Annotated in this window: 18 protein-coding genes; 4 read left to right on the top strand and 14 right to left on the bottom strand. The window is 53.0% G+C overall.

What is annotated here, in order from left to right; genetic code table 11:
* Window positions 1-38: 38 nt before the first annotated feature.
* From R50912_RS21705 to fur, 5 genes are all read right to left on the bottom strand, one after another.
* Window positions 39-863 (bottom strand): purine-nucleoside phosphorylase, encoded by an 825-nt coding sequence (locus R50912_RS21705; RefSeq protein ID WP_042237780.1) that lies wholly within the window; start codon window positions 861-863, stop codon window positions 39-41.
* Window positions 864-1,106: 243 nt separating this feature from the next.
* Window positions 1,107-2,285, bottom strand: coding sequence for a phosphopentomutase (deoB, locus tag R50912_RS21710; RefSeq protein WP_042237783.1), 1,179 nt, complete (start codon window positions 2,283-2,285; stop codon window positions 1,107-1,109).
* A gap of 199 nt (window positions 2,286-2,484) precedes the next feature.
* Window positions 2,485-3,378, bottom strand: a complete 894-nt coding sequence (gene xerD, locus R50912_RS21715; protein ID WP_042237785.1) for a site-specific tyrosine recombinase XerD — start codon at window positions 3,376-3,378, stop codon at window positions 2,485-2,487.
* 145 nt (window positions 3,379-3,523) lie between these two features.
* Entirely contained in the window at window positions 3,524-3,757 is a 234-nt protein-coding gene (locus tag R50912_RS21720) for a DUF4227 family protein (RefSeq protein WP_042237787.1), read from the bottom strand.
* A 201-nt stretch (window positions 3,758-3,958) separates the two neighbouring features.
* The gene (gene fur, locus R50912_RS21725; RefSeq protein ID WP_042237788.1) at window positions 3,959-4,426 is read right to left on the bottom strand and encodes a ferric iron uptake transcriptional regulator; all 468 of its coding nucleotides are present in this window, start codon (window positions 4,424-4,426) and stop codon (window positions 3,959-3,961) included.
* 612 nt (window positions 4,427-5,038) lie between these two features.
* On the opposite strand from fur, the gene R50912_RS35205 reads away from it, so the two are divergent.
* The gene (locus tag R50912_RS35205; RefSeq protein WP_156123251.1) at window positions 5,039-5,275 is read left to right on the top strand and encodes a hypothetical protein; all 237 of its coding nucleotides are present in this window, start codon (window positions 5,039-5,041) and stop codon (window positions 5,273-5,275) included.
* 138 nt (window positions 5,276-5,413) lie between these two features.
* On the opposite strand, the gene spoIIM is transcribed toward R50912_RS35205, so the two are convergent.
* The 3 genes from spoIIM to R50912_RS21745 form a co-directional block, all read right to left on the bottom strand.
* Window positions 5,414-6,049, bottom strand: a complete 636-nt coding sequence (gene spoIIM / locus R50912_RS21735) for a stage II sporulation protein M (protein WP_042237792.1) — start codon at window positions 6,047-6,049, stop codon at window positions 5,414-5,416.
* 71 nt (window positions 6,050-6,120) lie between these two features.
* Complete coding sequence (locus R50912_RS21740; protein ID WP_042237794.1) at window positions 6,121-7,317, bottom strand: endonuclease Q family protein; 1,197 nt, start codon at window positions 7,315-7,317, stop codon at window positions 6,121-6,123.
* Window positions 7,308-7,880 carry an NUDIX hydrolase gene (locus R50912_RS21745; protein WP_042138703.1) on the bottom strand — a complete coding sequence of 191 codons (573 nt, stop codon included), beginning with the start codon at window positions 7,878-7,880 and terminating at the stop codon, window positions 7,308-7,310. Before R50912_RS21745 ends, R50912_RS21740 begins: the two co-directional genes overlap by 10 nt.
* 77 nt (window positions 7,881-7,957) lie before the next feature.
* Here R50912_RS21745 and R50912_RS35725 point away from each other — a divergent pair, with 77 nt between their 5' ends.
* Window positions 7,958-8,131, top strand: coding sequence for a hypothetical protein (locus R50912_RS35725; RefSeq protein ID WP_160311813.1), 174 nt, complete (start codon window positions 7,958-7,960; stop codon window positions 8,129-8,131).
* Between the two features lie 154 nt (window positions 8,132-8,285).
* On the opposite strand, the gene R50912_RS21750 is transcribed toward R50912_RS35725, so the two are convergent.
* Window positions 8,286-9,413, bottom strand: coding sequence for a M20/M25/M40 family metallo-hydrolase (locus R50912_RS21750; RefSeq protein WP_042237795.1), 1,128 nt, complete (start codon window positions 9,411-9,413; stop codon window positions 8,286-8,288).
* 97 nt (window positions 9,414-9,510) lie between these two features.
* On the opposite strand from R50912_RS21750, the gene prli42 reads away from it, so the two are divergent.
* The gene (gene prli42, locus R50912_RS35210) at window positions 9,511-9,612 is read left to right on the top strand and encodes a stressosome-associated protein Prli42 (RefSeq protein ID WP_099052488.1); all 102 of its coding nucleotides are present in this window, start codon (window positions 9,511-9,513) and stop codon (window positions 9,610-9,612) included.
* 73 nt (window positions 9,613-9,685) lie between these two features.
* On the opposite strand, the gene lipB is transcribed toward prli42, so the two are convergent.
* From lipB to lpdA, 5 genes are all read right to left on the bottom strand, one after another.
* Window positions 9,686-10,387, bottom strand: coding sequence for a lipoyl(octanoyl) transferase LipB (gene lipB / locus R50912_RS21755; protein WP_197073128.1), 702 nt, complete (start codon window positions 10,385-10,387; stop codon window positions 9,686-9,688).
* Window positions 10,388-10,460: 73 nt separating this feature from the next.
* The gene (locus R50912_RS21760; RefSeq protein WP_042237801.1) at window positions 10,461-11,891 is read right to left on the bottom strand and encodes a dihydrolipoamide acetyltransferase family protein; all 1,431 of its coding nucleotides are present in this window, start codon (window positions 11,889-11,891) and stop codon (window positions 10,461-10,463) included.
* 270 nt (window positions 11,892-12,161) lie between these two features.
* Window positions 12,162-13,148 carry an alpha-ketoacid dehydrogenase subunit beta gene (locus R50912_RS21765; RefSeq protein WP_042237803.1) on the bottom strand — a complete coding sequence of 329 codons (987 nt, stop codon included), beginning with the start codon at window positions 13,146-13,148 and terminating at the stop codon, window positions 12,162-12,164.
* A 3-nt stretch (window positions 13,149-13,151) separates the two neighbouring features.
* Window positions 13,152-14,183, bottom strand: a complete 1,032-nt coding sequence (locus R50912_RS21770; protein ID WP_042237805.1) for a thiamine pyrophosphate-dependent dehydrogenase E1 component subunit alpha — start codon at window positions 14,181-14,183, stop codon at window positions 13,152-13,154.
* A 269-nt stretch (window positions 14,184-14,452) separates the two neighbouring features.
* A complete protein-coding gene (gene lpdA / locus R50912_RS21775; protein ID WP_042237806.1) occupies window positions 14,453-15,874 on the bottom strand; it encodes a dihydrolipoyl dehydrogenase in 1,422 nt (473 codons plus the stop codon).
* 167 nt (window positions 15,875-16,041) lie between these two features.
* Here lpdA and R50912_RS21780 point away from each other — a divergent pair, with 167 nt between their 5' ends.
* Entirely contained in the window at window positions 16,042-16,347 is a 306-nt protein-coding gene (locus R50912_RS21780) for a DUF2627 domain-containing protein (protein WP_042237807.1), read from the top strand.
* Window positions 16,348-16,366 lie beyond the last annotated feature (19 nt).

The following is a 16,366-nucleotide window of genomic DNA, read 5'->3' on the forward strand; positions in this document are numbered from 1 at the left end:
CGGATATGAATTGTCTTGTAAATAGCTTGAAGCAGGAACTACATCTTCGGAATAAAAGCCAGCACCAGCTTCAGGAATTGCTCGCGCACACGTTCCGCTGTCTCCATCACTTCTGCATGGTTCAGCGGCTGTTCCAGAATTCCGGCAGCCATGTTGGTGATGCAGGAAATACCAAGCACTTCAATACCGGCATGACGGGCCACAATCGTCTCAGATACCGTGGACATCCCTACTGCATCTGCCCCTTGGCGGCGCAGCATAACGATTTCAGCAGGAGTCTCATAGTTGGGTCCGAGCAGACCGGCGTATACGCCTTCCTTGAACTCGAAGTTCAGCGCTGCAGCAGCTTCTTTGGCGGCTGCGATCAGGCGCGGGCTGTAAGCCGAAGACATATCCGGGAAACGTACGCCCAGCGCATTATCATTCGGTCCGGTCAGCGGATTGCGGCCTGTCAGGTTCAGATGGTCAGTAATCAGCATCAGATCACCCGGTGTGAAATCGGTGTTGACCCCCCCGGCAGCGTTAGTAACCAGCAGGCTGGTTACGCCCAGCTCTTTCATTACGCGCACCGGGAATGCCGTAGTTTCTGGTCCGTACCCTTCGTACATGTGGAAGCGGCCTTTCATCATGACCACGCGGCGGCCTTCGATCATACCGATCAGCAGTTCACCTTCATGTCCTTCAACAGTGGATACGGGGAAATGGGGAATTTCATGATAAGGAATGACTACCTCGTCTGTGATCAGATCGGCCAGAACACCGAGACCGGAGCCGAGAATCAGCCCGATCTCGGGGGCGACGGTACATTTGTCTTTGATATATATTGCTGCTTCTTGAATATTGCTTTGGGTAACTGCGGTCATGGTTGGTTCCTCCTTGAGGTGGGTGGGATGAACTTTAGTCATCAACGTAAAGCTGAGCCGTCACTACGGTGATATTTGGACTTCCGGCCGCTGTTGTCTACAGATTTCTTCAATATTGACCCGCTTAGCGGTTGAAATCCGTAGACAAAGGCGGTCGCTATCGCTCCTACAGTTCCAAATTTCCCCTTCGATTCTTCTCGCTTTTAGATATATCCTTCAGTTCATCTTGATTTATTATTTATATTAAATTAATTCAGACAAAAAGCTCGTCCCGTACTGCGGTGCCTTCGCTCCAAAGTTATCGGCGATGGTAGCGGCAACGTCAGAGAAAGTCTGGCGGATACCCAGGCTACCCGGAGTCTTGAATCGCGGGCTGTAGATCAGGAGCGGCACATATTCACGGGTATGATCCGTTCCGGCATGGATCGGGTCATTGCCGTGGTCAGCCGAGATGATCAGCAGATCATCTTCTCCAAGGGTGGACAGCAGCTCAGGCAGCGCCTGATCGAACACTTCCAGCGCCCGGCCGTAGCCTTCCGGATCACGGCGGTGGCCATACAGGGAATCGAAATCAACGAGATTGGTGAACAGGAATCCGTTGAACGGCTTGCGCAGCTCATCAATCGTAATCTGGATGCCGTGCTCATTGCTCTTCGTCGGGTAGGAAGCTGTTACACCTTCGCCAGTGAAGATATCATTGATTTTACCCACGGCGATTACATCCTTGCCGATGTCCTCCAGAGCGTTCATAACGGTCGGCTCCGGCGGCTTCACCGCGTAGTCATGACGGTTCGGGGTACGCACGAAATTCCCCGGTTCGCCGATATAAGGACGGGCGATGACACGGCCTACGGAGAATTCGGGAGCCATCGTCAGCTCGCGGGCGATCCGGCAGGCGCTGTACAGCTCTTCCAGAGGAATGATATCTTCATGCGCGGCAAGCTGGAAAACGCTGTCTGCCGAAGTATACACAATCCATGCGCCGGTCTTCATCTGCTCTTCGCCGTATTCTACGAGAATCTCCGTGCCGGAAGCCGGTTTGTTGCCAATCACCTTACGTCCGGTTGCCGCTTCGAACTTCGCAATCAGCTCTGCGGGGAATCCGTCAAAATAAGTATTAAAAGGAACCTCAATCTTGAGGCCCATCAGCTCCCAGTGGCCGGTCATCGTATCCTTGCCTACGGAAACCTCCTGCATTTTGCCGTAATAGCCTGTTGGGGCAGCTACCGGTCCAAGCGGCGGCAGCGGAGCAATATTCGCCAGTCCCAGCTGCTGCAGGTTCGGAAGCTTTAGACCCGGAACCCGCTCCAGAATATGGCCCAGTGTATGGGAGCCTGTATCTCCAAAATTAGCGGCATCCGGCGCTTCACCGATACCTACACTATCCAGAACAATAAATCCGATGCGTTTAAATGAGGACATTGCCGTCTTCACTCCTTCGTAGTTTGCATAATCGTAAGGTCTGCTCAAAACAGGAAGAAACTCCGGGAGAACCTCTCCCGGGAGCTATCCTTTCAGTATGATTCCATCATAACTTTCTTACTCACAAAAAGCATCTTTTCGGGCTAATCCAACCCATTACCCGTTCTATCTCTGGTTACACCAGCGTAATACAGTGTGGCTACCTCGCCCGGGGATGGTGATTCTCATAGACTTCCTTCATATTCTTGCGGGCGATTCCGCTATAAATCTGAGTGGTCGAAATATCGGAATGGCCCAGCATCTGCTGCACAGAGCGCAGGTCTGCCCCGCCTTCCAGCAGATGAGCGGCGAAGGAATGCCGCAGGGTATGCGGTGTGATGTCCTGCTGGATGTCGGCTTCACGCGCATATTTCTTGATTATTTTCCAAAATCCCTGACGGGTCAGCCGCCCGCCCAGACTGTTAAGGAACAGTGCCGGCTCCTCCTGGTTCACCCGGAGCAGCTTGTCCCGCATTCCGGCGGTATAACGGGCCACGCAATCCGCAGCAAGCGTACCCAGCGGCACCACTCTTTCCTTGCCGGAAGCGCCGCTGCAGCGGACGAACTTCAGCCCGGTGTTCACGTCCTCCACATTCAGCGAGATTAGCTCCGTAACACGGATACCCGTTGCATAGAGCAGCTCAAGCATCGCCTTATCGCGCATCCCCTGTGGAGCAGATTCATCAGGGACGGCCAGCAGGCGTTCAATATCTTCAATACTAAGAATCATCGGCGGTTTCTTACTCGGTTTAATCGTTTCCATATCCACTGTCGGGTCTTGCCCGATCAGCCGTTCTTTCAGTAAAAAATGAAAATAGGCGCGCAGCGATACCGTATTCCGGTTGACTGTTGCCGTTGCCTTGCCCGCTCCGCGCAGAGCGCCGAGGTAAAGCATAATATGTGATCTTTTGATTTCTTCCATCGCAGCCGTGCCACGTTCTTCGGTAAACTCCAGAAACTGTGAAATATCCCGTCCATAGGATTCCAGCGTACTAGGAGACAATCCCTTGTCCCCGGACAAATACTGCATAAACGGCTGCAAGTGTGACTTCATCTATTCACGCTCCTGTCATACTCAGGCTGCTTCATGCCACTCTGCAGCGGTTGGGGTCCGGCAGCAGTCAGAACGCGGGGCGTCCCTTACATGCTCTAGATTCATTCGACAGGCTTCTAGCTTTTTCCTGCAACCGGCGGAGCACTCACTCCCCGTACCAATAGTAGAACCGCAGGCGCTGACCTGCGCTCAGCCCATCATCGCTTTGCTTCACATCATGAAATGCCCGGATGGCTGTGCCCTCCGGAATATCATAATTCTGAGCGGGGCTGATCCAGGCACTAATCCAGCTTAGGACATAATACAGCACACAGCTGATCGCAACGAGTAAGGTCATGAAATACAGCCGGCGTACGGTTTTGGGAATGGAGACAATCATCCGGATAACCTCCTAAAAGTTATGGCAGCATCTGCTTCACTATTCTACTTTGCAGAACTCGTCCTTCACTTTATGCGCCGGAGGGCGGTGTTATGTATTGCTCTTTGAATAATCAGTTAAAAAGCCCCCTCCGGCCATTCAGCCGGGGAGAGCTTGTGCGGTAATTCCTCATTTGTATAAGAGTTCATGCTCTATATAAGCTTATTCGGGAGTATTGCCGTCTGCATTATTCTTATCCTTGCAGCGGTGGCAAATTCCGTGAAAATCAAGTCTATGATCAAGCACCGTAAAATTATAATCCTTCTCAAGACGCTCTTCCAGCGGGCCCAGCCAATCCTCACGAATCTCATCCATGGTTCCGCATTGTACACAAATCAGATGATGATGATGATGTTTCGCTGTATCCGTCCGCAGATCATAACGGGCAACACCGTCTCCGAAATTAATCTTCTCCACGACATGAAGCTCGCTGAGCAGTTCCAGGGTACGATATACGGTGGCGAGACCGATCTCCGGAGCCTTTTCTTTCACCAGCATGAATACATCTTCAGCGCTTAAATGATCATCCTCGTTCTCCAGGAGAACTCTTAAGGTCGCTTCCCGTTGAGGTGTAAGCTTGTATCCTTGGGATTGTAGTTGTTGCTTAATCTTGTCTATCCGGGCTTCCATTGTCTGCCTCCCCCTTGGAAAATTACCGCACCGGGCTTCAAGCCACTTCTTCCATTATAGGGGGAGTTAGTTTGAGAAGTCAAACGGTTTTAGGATGTATGCAGACTTAAATAGGCTTAATTGGTATGACATTAATACCTATGTGAATCCCCTCTTTAAAAAGTAGCCCCTTAAGGCGGATTCGTAATATATCCAAAAATTATTGGGATCAAATCCGAAAAACAATAACAATCACCTATAAACAGTGTCTGCCTTTCAAGAGCTCTATTTGAACTTAAACTTAGGATCACATAAATCAACGTAAACATGCCTTTCCATCAAAACGCCTTTTTTATAGAAAGGACGATCTATGAGAAATTCGTGTGAGGATCTGCATATGCTATTGAATAAACAGAAAGGAGGTGCTTTATGACTCTTTTACTAGATTCTCGCACATCACAAAATGCAAGCTTTGCCTCTTCTCTTGGCGTTCCTTTCCCAGCTATACTATCCCCCCAATTATACGGACAAGTCGGATTGAACATTGTGATACCCACAGGGAATATCAGGGTAGAGTTTTTCACTACCGTATCTATCTTACTACCTGCCGGTACTCCTCCAACTGGAATCTTCGTGATCATCGTTAGAGGAACCACTACGAACGATTCTATCATCTATTCCGCACTCGAAGTGTCTCTGCCATCCAATACGAATGAACAGGTGCTGCCCATCACGGTCATAGGTTCTGATTTCAATGTCCCTGCTCCTGAGAATAATCAATTGATCTATTCAGCATTTGTTAGCACAACGACCCTCGGACCGGTCCGGATCGGACCCGAAAGCTTTACCGTTACAGCTTACTCTGATTAATAAGAGTATACGAATTAAACCAGCAGTATGGGATATCCTGTACTGCTGGTTTTCTTGTTTCTTTTATTGCAGTGGGAGACCTTGTTTTGAAGGTTTTTTGTTGCATCCATTTGATCATTTTGAAAAACACTACTATATTCAATCAATACTTACCAGCATCGGCGTCACCCATCTCATCATCACCGGGGTCACCCAAGCCTCAAATCCGGAGATTCCCATAACCAGCAGGGCCATGCCGAGTGACAGCAGGGTGTACATTACAAAAGGCCGGGTCACCTTGGTACGCCGCTGTTGTCCCAGCACCCGGCTGCGGATCATCAGCAGGGAGAAGGCGATCGCTGCCGCGCTGCATACAAGCAGTACCGGAATCAGCACCAGATTATGCGGGGCTACAGAAACCAGGGCAAACAGCATGCCATGCCAGGAATACTGGCTGACCAGACAGCCGACGGTGAAGCCGATCAGCACGCCTTTGAGGAAATCCAGAATTAGAATCCCCGGAAGTCCGATAACCGACAAGCCGAGGATCCAGATCAGTCCGACCCACTTCAGATTGAATGCGGCAATCCCCCAATACGAATCCTGCGCGGCAGGCAGTCCCTGTTGATCCACGGTCATGAAGAAATTGCCCAAATAATCCCCCAGCTCCTGCTGCTGATCCAGCGTTAACGCACTGACAATGAGCGCTCCAAATACGACCCCGACCAGGAATAATACCGCGACAAAAATATAAAGAGGCGTCTGTTCCTTCATCATCAGCCTTAAACTGCGCATCAGGACATTCTCCTTTCCGGTCACATGTTACACCATATGAAGGAATGTCCCGCTCTATGACTTGTCCTTGGTTACTTCCCCTTAATGACCTTGCCGTACGTCCCTCCGCCTCCTGAAGAGAGCGCAAGCCTGCCGGTACGGGCCAGTACGATTAGCTCTGCAAGCTCTTGTCCGGCGACAGCCGCAAGCTCGGCTTCACCCGCCTTGTGCAGTATATTCATCTCTGTGCCAAACGCCTGCAGCAGATCATTCAGCTTGCGCTTGCCAAGTCCCGGAATAAACTCCAGAGGCACCTGGTAATGGTACGGCGGACGGTACTCCGGAACCAGCGGCTGCTCACGGTCGGCAATATCGAGAATACGGTCCAGCACACCCTGTACGAGCTTCGGGCTGCCGCAATACGGACAGTGCTCTGAAGTCGCGTACGCCTCATCGATAATGCTGCCGCAGCCGCCGCAATATGTGCGGTGGTATTTCCCCAGCTTGGGGTTCAGCCCGAAGTTGGCACTGATCCGGCGTCCCTCCGAGCGCTCCAGCGCCAGCTTCAGCTCATGGAAGGAAGGCCGCTGCAGCTCGATCACATTATACTCGCGGCCGATTTTACCCAGGGAATGGGCGTCGGAATTAGTCAGGAAGGTATAGGGGTCAAGCTCTGAAATATATCCGGCCATTTCCGAATCCGCACTGAGTCCTAGCTCCACTGCCGCAATGCGTTCCAGGTCAAATAATTCAACCATCCGCTCCGCTGCACAGCCGTATAGCCCTTTGTGCGGAGTGAAAATATGTGCCGGAATCAGCAATCCTCCCCGTCCGGTAATCTCGTCCTGCAGCACCCGGGAGGGTGCATACAGGCGCTGGGAGCTTAGATTCACGTTCCGCATATGGGCGCTCATCCAGCTGCTGAACTCTTCCATGGTCCCAAGGTCCGGCATGAAGGCCAGGACATGGCACTCTTTTCGCCCGGGCTCACGGATCTCAATCTCGGTTCCCAGGATGATCGTAGTCCCCCTGTAGGCAATTCCGCCGCCTTCTGCTATCGTCATCTCGCCGGAATCCAGCGCCGCATGAATATCCCGCAGCACCCCCGGGGAGTGGCTGTCGATGATGCCGATCAGACCGATCCCCTTGCGCTCCGCCGCCTCTTTGGCAATCCCGGCGAAGGTGAGCTCGCGGCTGCCGCTGATTTTGACCGCCTGTCCCTCTGAAGTCCGCCCGATATGCACATGCAGGTCGCAGTAAACGCTCTGCAGCGTGGACTCTAGTGCCATTGTCCCGTCAGCGTATACAGATGCCAGGCGTAGACAGCCATCATGGTTTTGGCATCCGCAATACGTCCATCCGCGATATACTGGTACGCTTCCTCCAGCGTCAGCTCGGAAACCTCCAGGAATTCATCCTCATCCAGCGCCATCTCACCCGGCTGGGCATCTTCTGTCACATAGAGGTGAATGATCTCATCGGCGAAGCCGGGAGAGGTGTAGAACGACTTCAACAGCTTCAGCCCGCCGCTGTGGAATCCGGTCTCCTCCTGAAGCTCACGGCCCGCAGCCGCCAGCGGATCCTCGCCTTTGTCCAGCTTGCCTGCAGGTATCTCCACTTCAGTACGGTGCATCGGCTGGCGGTACTGTTCCACTACAAGCATTTTACCGTTATTCAGTGCCAGTACAGCTACGGCCCCCGGATGCTTCACCACCTCACGGGTTGCTGTATTGCCGTCAGGCAGCTTCACCGTGTCCACCTGCAGCGAAATAATGTTGCCAGTAAAGATCGGCTTCGTCGACAATGTTTCTTCATCCAATGCGGGGTTGCGGTTGATTTCATCGTTTTTCATAGATTTGTGGTCTCCTTTGGCATGGTTATGCATAGGGTGTATTATAGCAAACTTAAAAGGAAAGAAGGAATGCAGGCATGAATGATTGTCTTGTCCGAGCAAGCTCATCCGCAGTTACAATGGTAGGTAAACCGGAGCAGATCAAGGCTGTAATGGCCGGATGGATGAAGCAGTACGGGCGTGATATGCCCCTATCCTACATCCTGCTGCTCCAGGCGGAAACGCGGATCACAGCTTCCAAGGCAGGATAATGCCGCTTCGTTCTTCCGGATATCCGTGAGGAAGATTAGCTTCACCTAGTAACAAGAAGGAGCTGTCTCCCGGTGAATTCCGGAACAGCTCCTTCTTGTTACATTTAAGCGCAGCCGGCCTCAATACCGGCAGGCATCTGCGCAGTTTTTGATATCAGCCCTTTTGGCTCTCAGCCACAATGGCAACAACCAGGCTGGCTACTTTGACAATATCTTCGGCTTTGATCCTTTCCTTCGTTGTGTGGATATCCTCATAGCCGACAGCCAGATTCACAGTAGGAACCTTCAGGCCATTGAACACATTGGCATCACTGCCGCCTCCGGAAGCGAACAGCCGGGTAGTCAGTCCCAGTGAAGTAATCGCGCGGTCTGCCAGCTGTACCACCGGATCATGTTCATTAAAGCTGAACGCCGGATAAATGATTTCGCTGCGGAATTCACTCTGTGCGCCGTTGTCACGTGCGGTTGTCTCCAAGGCTTCACGCATAGAGGCAATCTGCAGTTCTACCTTCTCCTGCACAATACTGCGGGCTTCCGCATCCAGCTGCACATGGTCGCAGACCACATTGGTCGGGCCGCCGCCGGCAAATTTGCCGATATTCGCTGTCGTTTCATTATCGATCCGTCCAAGCTTCATCGCCGAAATCGCTTTGCTCGCCACTTGAATCGCACTGATTCCATCCTCCGGATTAACTCCGGCATGAGCGGATTTGCCGAAGATCTGCATCGTTACGCGCGCCTGTGTCGGCGCAGCAATGGCGATCGCTCCTACTTCACCATTGGAATCAAGCGCGAAGCCAAGATCGGCATCCAGATGCGCCGGGTCCATTGCGCGTGCGCCCATCAGCCCGGACTCTTCGCCTGCCGTAATGACAAACTGAATCTGCCCGTGCGGAAGCTTCTGCTCCTGAATCACCCGGATCGCTTCGAACAATGCGGCAAGTCCCGCTTTGTCATCCGCTCCGAGAATTGTACTGCCATCGCTGGTAATCCAGCCGTCTTCCCCAAGGGAAGGCTTAATATTCTGCCCGGGAACCACTGTATCCATGTGGCAGGTGAAGAGCAGCTTAGGCGCGCTCACGCCACTGTCCCCAGGCCAGGTTACGAACAGATTGCCCGCCCCGTGTCCCGTTCTCTCCTGGGAATCATCTTCAACAGCTGTCAGTCCCAGATTGCTGAATTTTTCCTTAAGTACATCGGCAATCGGCCGTTCATTTCTGGTCTCACTATCAATACGGACAAGCTCCATGAATTCATTAATCAACCGGTCTTGTGATATCACTTGGACTTCCCTCTCTTTCGCGGATACGTTACAATGGTTGTACTGCGTTGTCTAACGCCTACGTTCTTAACTTAAACTAATCTCAAAGGAGTCACTCATGCAACAGAAAAAATGGTTCCGCATCATTATCTACATTATGCTAATCGCTATGATCGCCTCTACGGTGCTCTTTGTCATCGAGCCGTTTATGGCCGGTTAGTCACGTTTAGTACTTGAATAACAGCGTCCGGATTCTCCGGGCGCTGTTTGACGTTGCCTGGATTCAGCATTCCTTATTCTGCAGCACTTGCAGCCCCGGCAACCGCTTCATACGGAAACTGCTGCAAGAAATAAGGCACCAGCTCGGAAGCAACGCTCTCCAGGCCAAAGGAGCGCCCGGTGCATTCCTCAAGTGAAGTGACCCCATATTCAGCGATGCCGCAGGGGATGATTCCCGAGAAGCCGCTTTGGCTGATTCCGGCTGAGATGTTGAAGGCGAAGCCGTGGCTGGTAATAAAACCTCTGCGGAATTTACTCTTGTTGAATTTGACGCCGATCGCACAAATTTTCTCATCGCCGACCCACACGCCCGTATATCCCTGCTTGCGGGTTCCTGATATCCCGTGTGAAGCCAGAAAGGCAATAATAACGGCCTCCAGCCTGCGCAGATATCCGTGCAGATCGACCTTGCCGTCTTCGCCAAGCTTCAGGAGAGGATAACCTACAAGCTGGCCCGGCCCGTGATATGTAATATCTCCTCCGCGGTCGATTTCAAACAGCGCAATCCCTTGTTTCCTAAGCTGTTCCACGCTAAGGAGCAGATGCTCCGGATGATTCTGTGAACCGATGGTATAGGTTGGCGGATGCTGCAGAAGGATCAGCCGCTCGGAAGCTATGCCTGCGTCAATCCCCTGCACCGCTTCCTTTTGCAGCTCCCAGGCCGCGCCGTATTCCATCAGCGGGAGATAGGAAACTTCCAGTTTGCTTAAGTTCAGGTTGTCCATGGTCATAAGGTCCCCTTTGCTTCATATTCTCCCTGTCACAGGGTTCCGCAGCTGCCTTAAAGCATTAGTACAGCTTGGTGTCCGGCGTATAACCTTCCACATTATCCTTCACACGCTGCAGGAAACGCCCGCTGATGACTCCATCCAGAATCCGGTGATCCAGAGACAGGCAGATATTGGCCATCGAGCGGACGGCGATCATATCATTGATGACCACTGGTTTTTTCACGATAGATTCAAAGGTTAGAATCGCCGCCTGCGGATAGTTAATGATCGGATACGACAGAATCGAGCCGAACGAGCCGGTGTTGTTAACCGTGAACGTGCCGCCCTGCATATCTTCCAGCCGCAGCTTGCCTTCACGGGTCTTCAGCGCCAGTTCGTCGATCTCGCGGGCCAAGCCGGCAACGTTCTTCTGGTCGGCCTTTTTGATGACCGGTGTCATTACGGAATCCTCCGTGCCTACGGCAAGCGAGATATTGATATCGCGTTTAACGATGATTTTGTCAACGGCCCAGACCGAGTTCATGATCGGGTAATCCTTGATTGCACTGACAACTGCCTTCATCAGAAAAGCCAGATAGGTCAGGTTAATGCCCTCTTTGCGCTTGAATTCATCCTTAAGCTTGTTGCGCAGCACGACAAGATTGGTCACATCCACCTCAATCATCGTCCAGGCATGCGGAATCTCCGAGACGCTCTGCCGCATACGGGTAGCGATCGTATTACGGATCGGCGTAACGTCGATCAGGTATTCCGAGCTGCTGCCCCGCCCGCCTTCCACTTCGATCGTCGGAATCTTCGGCGACTCGCTTAAGTGCAGGCCGGAGTGACGCAAATGCTGAAGCTCTTCGCGCACTTCTTCCTGAATAGGCTGGAATACAGGCTGCTGCGGCGCAGGAGCAGCAGCAGTTGGGGCTGTAGTTGCTGGCTGAGCCGCAGCTGCACCGCTCTCCAGGAACGCGAGCACATCCTTGCGTGTGATGCGTCCGCCCAGGCCGGTGCCCGGCACGGCCGCAAGGTTGATGCCGTGCTCGGCGGCCAGCGTCTGCACAGCCGGAGAGTAACGGGAACGCATCGGAGCATCCGCGTCAAAAGCCGCAGCCGGCACAGACTGCCGGAAGGAGGCGTGGGCAGGCTGCGGCGCTGCGCCGGGTGCCGCCGGGGTTGCGGCATTGGCAGTTCCCGCAGCGGCAGCTGCCTGTGACGGGGCCGCAGCGGATGCCGCAGGGGCTGCTGCACCGGCTACTGCGATGCGCGCGATGATCTCGCCGACGCTGACCGTCTGGCCTTCTTCGGCGAGCAGCTCCACCAGCGTACCGTCTACGGTAGCCGGCAGCTCAGCATTTACCTTATCCGTAATCAGCTCACAGATTGGCTCATATTGCTCGATCGTATCGCCCGGCTGCTTCAGCCATTTCCCGATCGTTGCCGATACCAGCGATTCTGCCAGCTGCGGCATGATTACATCCGTCAGCTTTGTATTGTCAGACATAATGTCACTCCTTAAAATTTTGTAAGCATTTACTTCCTGAGTTAGCTTCGACAAAACTGGCTTCGGAAGCATATCGGTCAAAAATCAAAAAAGTTGTACAAAAGGCAGCATTTCTCTTTATCCAAGCCGAGAAGCGTGCAAATTGTTGTATTTCATACAGCAATCTGCCCAACCCACCGCTAATTTCGAATCTAAACTGCAATAATTGCAACATTCATACCCAATGTACATACTGGGTGAGCTTAAATATCCATCTGTTGTTCCGATATGTTAGTACTGCGCCAAACGCAGCATCTCCACCTTTAATTTGTCCTTGCTCAGCATAAAGAACTTCTCCATCGGCGGAGAGATGGGCATCGCCGGCACATCAGGTCCGCACAGGCGGAAGATTGGCGCATCCAGATCAAACAGGCAGTGCTCAGCGATAATCGCTGCCACTTCCCCGCCAATGCCTCCGGTCTTGTTGTCCTCGTGGACAATCAGCACCTTGCCGGTCTGGCGGACAGCGGCAATAATCGCCTCGCGGTCCAGCGGCTGCAGGGTGCGCAGATCCAGAATATGCGCGGTGATGCCCTGCTCGCGTTCCAGCTCTTCCGCTGCCTGCATCGCAAAATGCAGCGGCAGGCTATACCCGATCACCGTAATATCGCTGCCTTCACGCAGCAGATTCGCTTCACCGATCGGCACAATATAGTCGCCCTCCGGCACATCTTCCTTGATCAGCTTGTAGCATTTCTTGTTCTCGAAGAACAGCACCGGATCAGGGTCACGGACAGCAGCCTTCAGCAGTCCCTTGGCATCTGCGGCTGAATACGGGGCTACAATCTTCAGTCCCGGAGTCCCGAAGAAGATCGATTCCGGACACTGGGAGTGGTATAATCCGCCGAAGATCCCGCCGCCGATAGGCGCGCGGATCACTACCGGACAATTCCAGTCGTTATTGGAGCGGTAGCGGATTTTGGCCGCCTCGCTGATAATCTGGTTCGTAGCCGGCAGCATGAAATCCGAGTACTGCATTTCGGCAATCGGCTTCATGCCGTACATTGCTGCGCCGATCGCAACACCGGCAATGGCTGACTCTGCAAGCGGAGTGTCAAGCACACGCTCTGCACCGAACTGCTCCTGCAGTCCTTTGGTGGTCGTGAACACGCCGCCCTTCACGCCGACGTCCTCACCCAGCACGAACACCGAATCATCGCGCTCCATCTCTTCCTTCATTGCCAGCCGGATTGCATCGATATATTCCATCATCGCCATTGTTTATGCTCCTCCCTTGAGGCCGGATTCATCGTACACATGCAGCAGCGTATCTTCCGGTTTCGGGAACGGTGCATTTTCGGCGTAGGTTATGGCCTCTTTCAATTCAAGATTATATTCGGCAACCAGATCACGCTCCTGCTCGTCACTCCACAGACCCAGTCCGGTCAGGTATGTGCGGAACGCGGCGATACCGTCCTTTTTCCAGTTCTCGTCAACCTCTTCCTTGGTCCGGTAAGCCAGATCATTGTCCGAGGTGGAATGCGGGGACAGGCGGTACATCATCGCTTCAATCAGGGTGGGTCCTTCTCCGGCGAGCGCACGCTCCCTCGCCTCTTTGACCACACGGTAGACCTCAAGCGGATCATTGCCATCCACCCGGACACCCGGGAATCCATAGCCGAGGGCGCGGTCACTTACCTTGCCTCCAAGCTGCTTGTGGGCCGGAATGGAGATCGCATACTGGTTGTTCTGGCAGAAAATGATGACCGGCAGCTTATTCACACCGGCGAAGTTACACGCTTCATGAAAATCACCCTGGTTACTGGAGCCTTCACCGAACGTAACAAAGGAAACGAACTTTTTCTTCTGCATCTTGGCCGCCAGCGCGAAGCCTACAGCATGCGGAACCTGGGTCGTAACCGGACTTGATCCCGTTACGATGCGCAGGCGTTTGCTTCCGAAGTGGCCCGGCATTTGCCGGCCGCCGCTATTGGGATCTTCCGCCTTGGCGAATACGGACAGCATCAGCTCACGCGTGGTCATTCCTACCGACAGCACGAACGCATAATCACGGTAATACGGAAGGAAATAATCATTCTCCCGGTCCAGCGCAAAAGCCGCCGCGACCTGTGCCGATTCCTGTCCGATGCCGGACACATGGAAGTTGATCTTGCCTGCGCGCTGAAGCAGCAGACTGCGCTCATCGTATTTGCGCCCGAGCTGCATGAATCTGTACATATCGATAACCTGGCCGTCGCTGAGTCCAAGCTGTTTATGTCGGTTAACGGTTTCTACAGTACCTTGGGATTCCATATAAGAGGTACCTCCTAAAAGTTTTGTAAGCATAACTTCCTGAATTCAGGTCGTACAACCCGGCTCCGGAAGCGTTCGCTAGCTTTGCTAAGTATGACTCAACAAAGTATATGCCCTGATCTTAAAACCAGGTACTAAATTCAATCTATGTTCATTATAATCCCTTTCCATACAAAAAGAAAAGCCAAGAAATACCGCTATGGAGCTGTTTAGGCGCATCAAGCGCCCTCAGCTCCGTCCGGCATTCACTTTAGCCCCTTCAACGTATCTTAGAATCCAATTGCTCTTCCATCCACCGCCAGCATCGCTTCCCCGATGATCTCCGAGAGTGTCGGATGGGCATGGACCGCCTCTCCAACCTCCCAGGGTGTTGCATCCAGAATCTGTGCCAATGCCGCTTCACCGATCAGGTCCGTCACATGCGGGCCAATCATCTGCACGCCGAGGATATCCCCGCTCTTCGAGTCGGCGACCACTTTTACGAAGCCGTCCTTCATGCCGTAGACAATCGCTTTGCCGATAGCCGAGAACGGGAATTTGCCGGTTACAGTCTCATGTCCCAGCGCCTTCGCTTCCTTCTCGGTATAACCGACACTTGCCACCTCCGGCCGCGTATAGACACAGCGGGGAACAAGATGTGCTTCATACGGATGGAGCGTTTCGCCCGCCAGGTGATTCACAGCACGGATGCCTTCATGGCTGGCCGCATGTGCCAGCTGCAGTCCGCCGATGCAGTCGCCAATAGCGTAGATATGAGGCTCCCCCGTCTGCATGCTGGCATTCACTCCGATGACACCTTTGTCGAAGCGGATATCTGTATTTTCCAGGCCGATATTCTCGATATTCGCTACTCGCCCTACGGATACCAGCAGCTTCTCCGCCGACAGGCTCTGACTCTGCTCACCCTTGCGGGCTTCTATCGTAATTCCGGACTCCGATAGCGTACATGTCTCCGCATCCACGGTAGTCCCCGTCAACACTTTGACTCCGCGTTTCTTGAGCAGACGCAGCAGTTCTCGGGCAACCTCTTCGTCTTCCTGCGGCAACAACTGGCCTGCAGCCTCAACTACAGTTACGTGCACACCGAAATCGGCCAGCATCGAGGCCCATTCCACGCCGATAACCCCGCCGCCCACAATAATAATCGAAGCCGGAAGCTCTTCGAGCGTCAGCGCTTCTTCACTGCTCAGAATCACCTTGCCGTCAGGCGCAAGGCCCGGCAGTACACGCGGACGTGATCCGGTAGCAATGATGAGATTGGTGGAGACCACAGTCTCCATCTCGCCATCCTCCATCTCCACGGCAACTGCACCGCTGCGCGGAGAGAAGATAGACGGACCGATGATCCGGCCTTTGCCTTTGAGAATCTGAATTTTATTCTTACGCATCAGATACTGCACTCCCTGATGGAGCTGCTCCACTACCGCTTCCTTGCGCAGCTGCACTTTGGGAAACACCAGCTCTACGCCAGTTGTCTCTATACCGTAGCTTTCGCTCTCCTTGATTTCAGCAAATACCTCGGCACTGCGCAGCAGTGATTTGCTGGGAATACAGCCGCGGTGCAGGCAGGTTCCGCCCAGCTTGTCCATTTCGATGACGACGACGGATTTGCCGAGCTGCGCGGCGCGGATCGCCGCCACATAACCGCCGGTACCTCCACCAAGTATTGCCACATCGCAGGTAATTGTCATGATATGTATCCTCCAGTCATTCCTCTAAAGTTCAGTTTAACCTATTATATTGTACTCTCTTTTAATTCTATTACAAAACTTATAAACGTCATGTATCCATGGACTTTTACTAATTGAAGCGTTATCATAGGGGTGAATTCAAACGGCTGCGAAGAGGAGGGACGATTATGAAACTGCTCATTTCACGCTTCATTGCCATCCTTATCCTGGTGATCCCCGGCCTTCTGGCCATGAAGGGCTTCCTGATGATGAAAGATGATATTTTCAACTTTATCTCCATGCATGGCGACGACTCCGTCACTCCGGATTTCGCCTGGTCGCATTTTGGCGGCGGATTGCTCTTATTTCTGGCCGGAATGAGCTTTCTGGGCGGCTGGATTCTGACCCGGGACCGCAAGAAGAACTACGTAGGACCTCGGTTCAGAGAGAAACAGAAAGCGCAGCAGCCCCCACCCACCAATGCCACACCCTAACAATAATCAATAACACTAA

It is taken from the genome of Paenibacillus sp. FSL R5-0912 (assembly GCF_000758605.1).
Lineage (GTDB): Bacteria > Bacillota > Bacilli > Paenibacillales > Paenibacillaceae > Paenibacillus_AQ.

Bases quoted from the DNA above. Each gene is read 5' to 3' on its own strand.
- R50912_RS21740 (WP_042237794.1), bottom strand. From the start codon at position 7,317: ATGGCACTAGAGTCCACGCTGCAGAGCGTTTACTGCGACCTGCATGTG.
- R50912_RS21770 (WP_042237805.1), bottom strand. From the start codon at position 14,183: ATGGAATCCCAAGGTACTGTAGAAACCGTTAACCGACATAAACAGCTT.
- R50912_RS21765 (WP_042237803.1), bottom strand. From the start codon at position 13,148: ATGGCGATGATGGAATATATCGATGCAATCCGGCTGGCAATGAAGGAA.
- R50912_RS21705 (WP_042237780.1), bottom strand. From the start codon at position 863: ATGACCGCAGTTACCCAAAGCAATATTCAAGAAGCAGCAATATATATC.
- R50912_RS21780 (WP_042237807.1), top strand. From the start codon at position 16,042: ATGAAACTGCTCATTTCACGCTTCATTGCCATCCTTATCCTGGTGATC.
- lpdA (WP_042237806.1), bottom strand. From the start codon at position 15,874: ATGACAATTACCTGCGATGTGGCAATACTTGGTGGAGGTACCGGCGGT.
- R50912_RS21720 (WP_042237787.1), bottom strand. From the start codon at position 3,757: ATGATTGTCTCCATTCCCAAAACCGTACGCCGGCTGTATTTCATGACC.
- deoB (WP_042237783.1), bottom strand. From the start codon at position 2,285: ATGTCCTCATTTAAACGCATCGGATTTATTGTTCTGGATAGTGTAGGT.
- spoIIM (WP_042237792.1), bottom strand. From the start codon at position 6,049: ATGCGCAGTTTAAGGCTGATGATGAAGGAACAGACGCCTCTTTATATT.
- R50912_RS35725 (WP_160311813.1), top strand. From the start codon at position 7,958: ATGAATGATTGTCTTGTCCGAGCAAGCTCATCCGCAGTTACAATGGTA.
- fur (WP_042237788.1), bottom strand. From the start codon at position 4,426: ATGGAAGCCCGGATAGACAAGATTAAGCAACAACTACAATCCCAAGGA.
- R50912_RS21760 (WP_042237801.1), bottom strand. From the start codon at position 11,891: ATGTCTGACAATACAAAGCTGACGGATGTAATCATGCCGCAGCTGGCA.
- R50912_RS21745 (WP_042138703.1), bottom strand. From the start codon at position 7,880: ATGAAAAACGATGAAATCAACCGCAACCCCGCATTGGATGAAGAAACA.
- prli42 (WP_099052488.1), top strand. From the start codon at position 9,511: ATGCAACAGAAAAAATGGTTCCGCATCATTATCTACATTATGCTAATC.
- xerD (WP_042237785.1), bottom strand. From the start codon at position 3,378: ATGAAGTCACACTTGCAGCCGTTTATGCAGTATTTGTCCGGGGACAAG.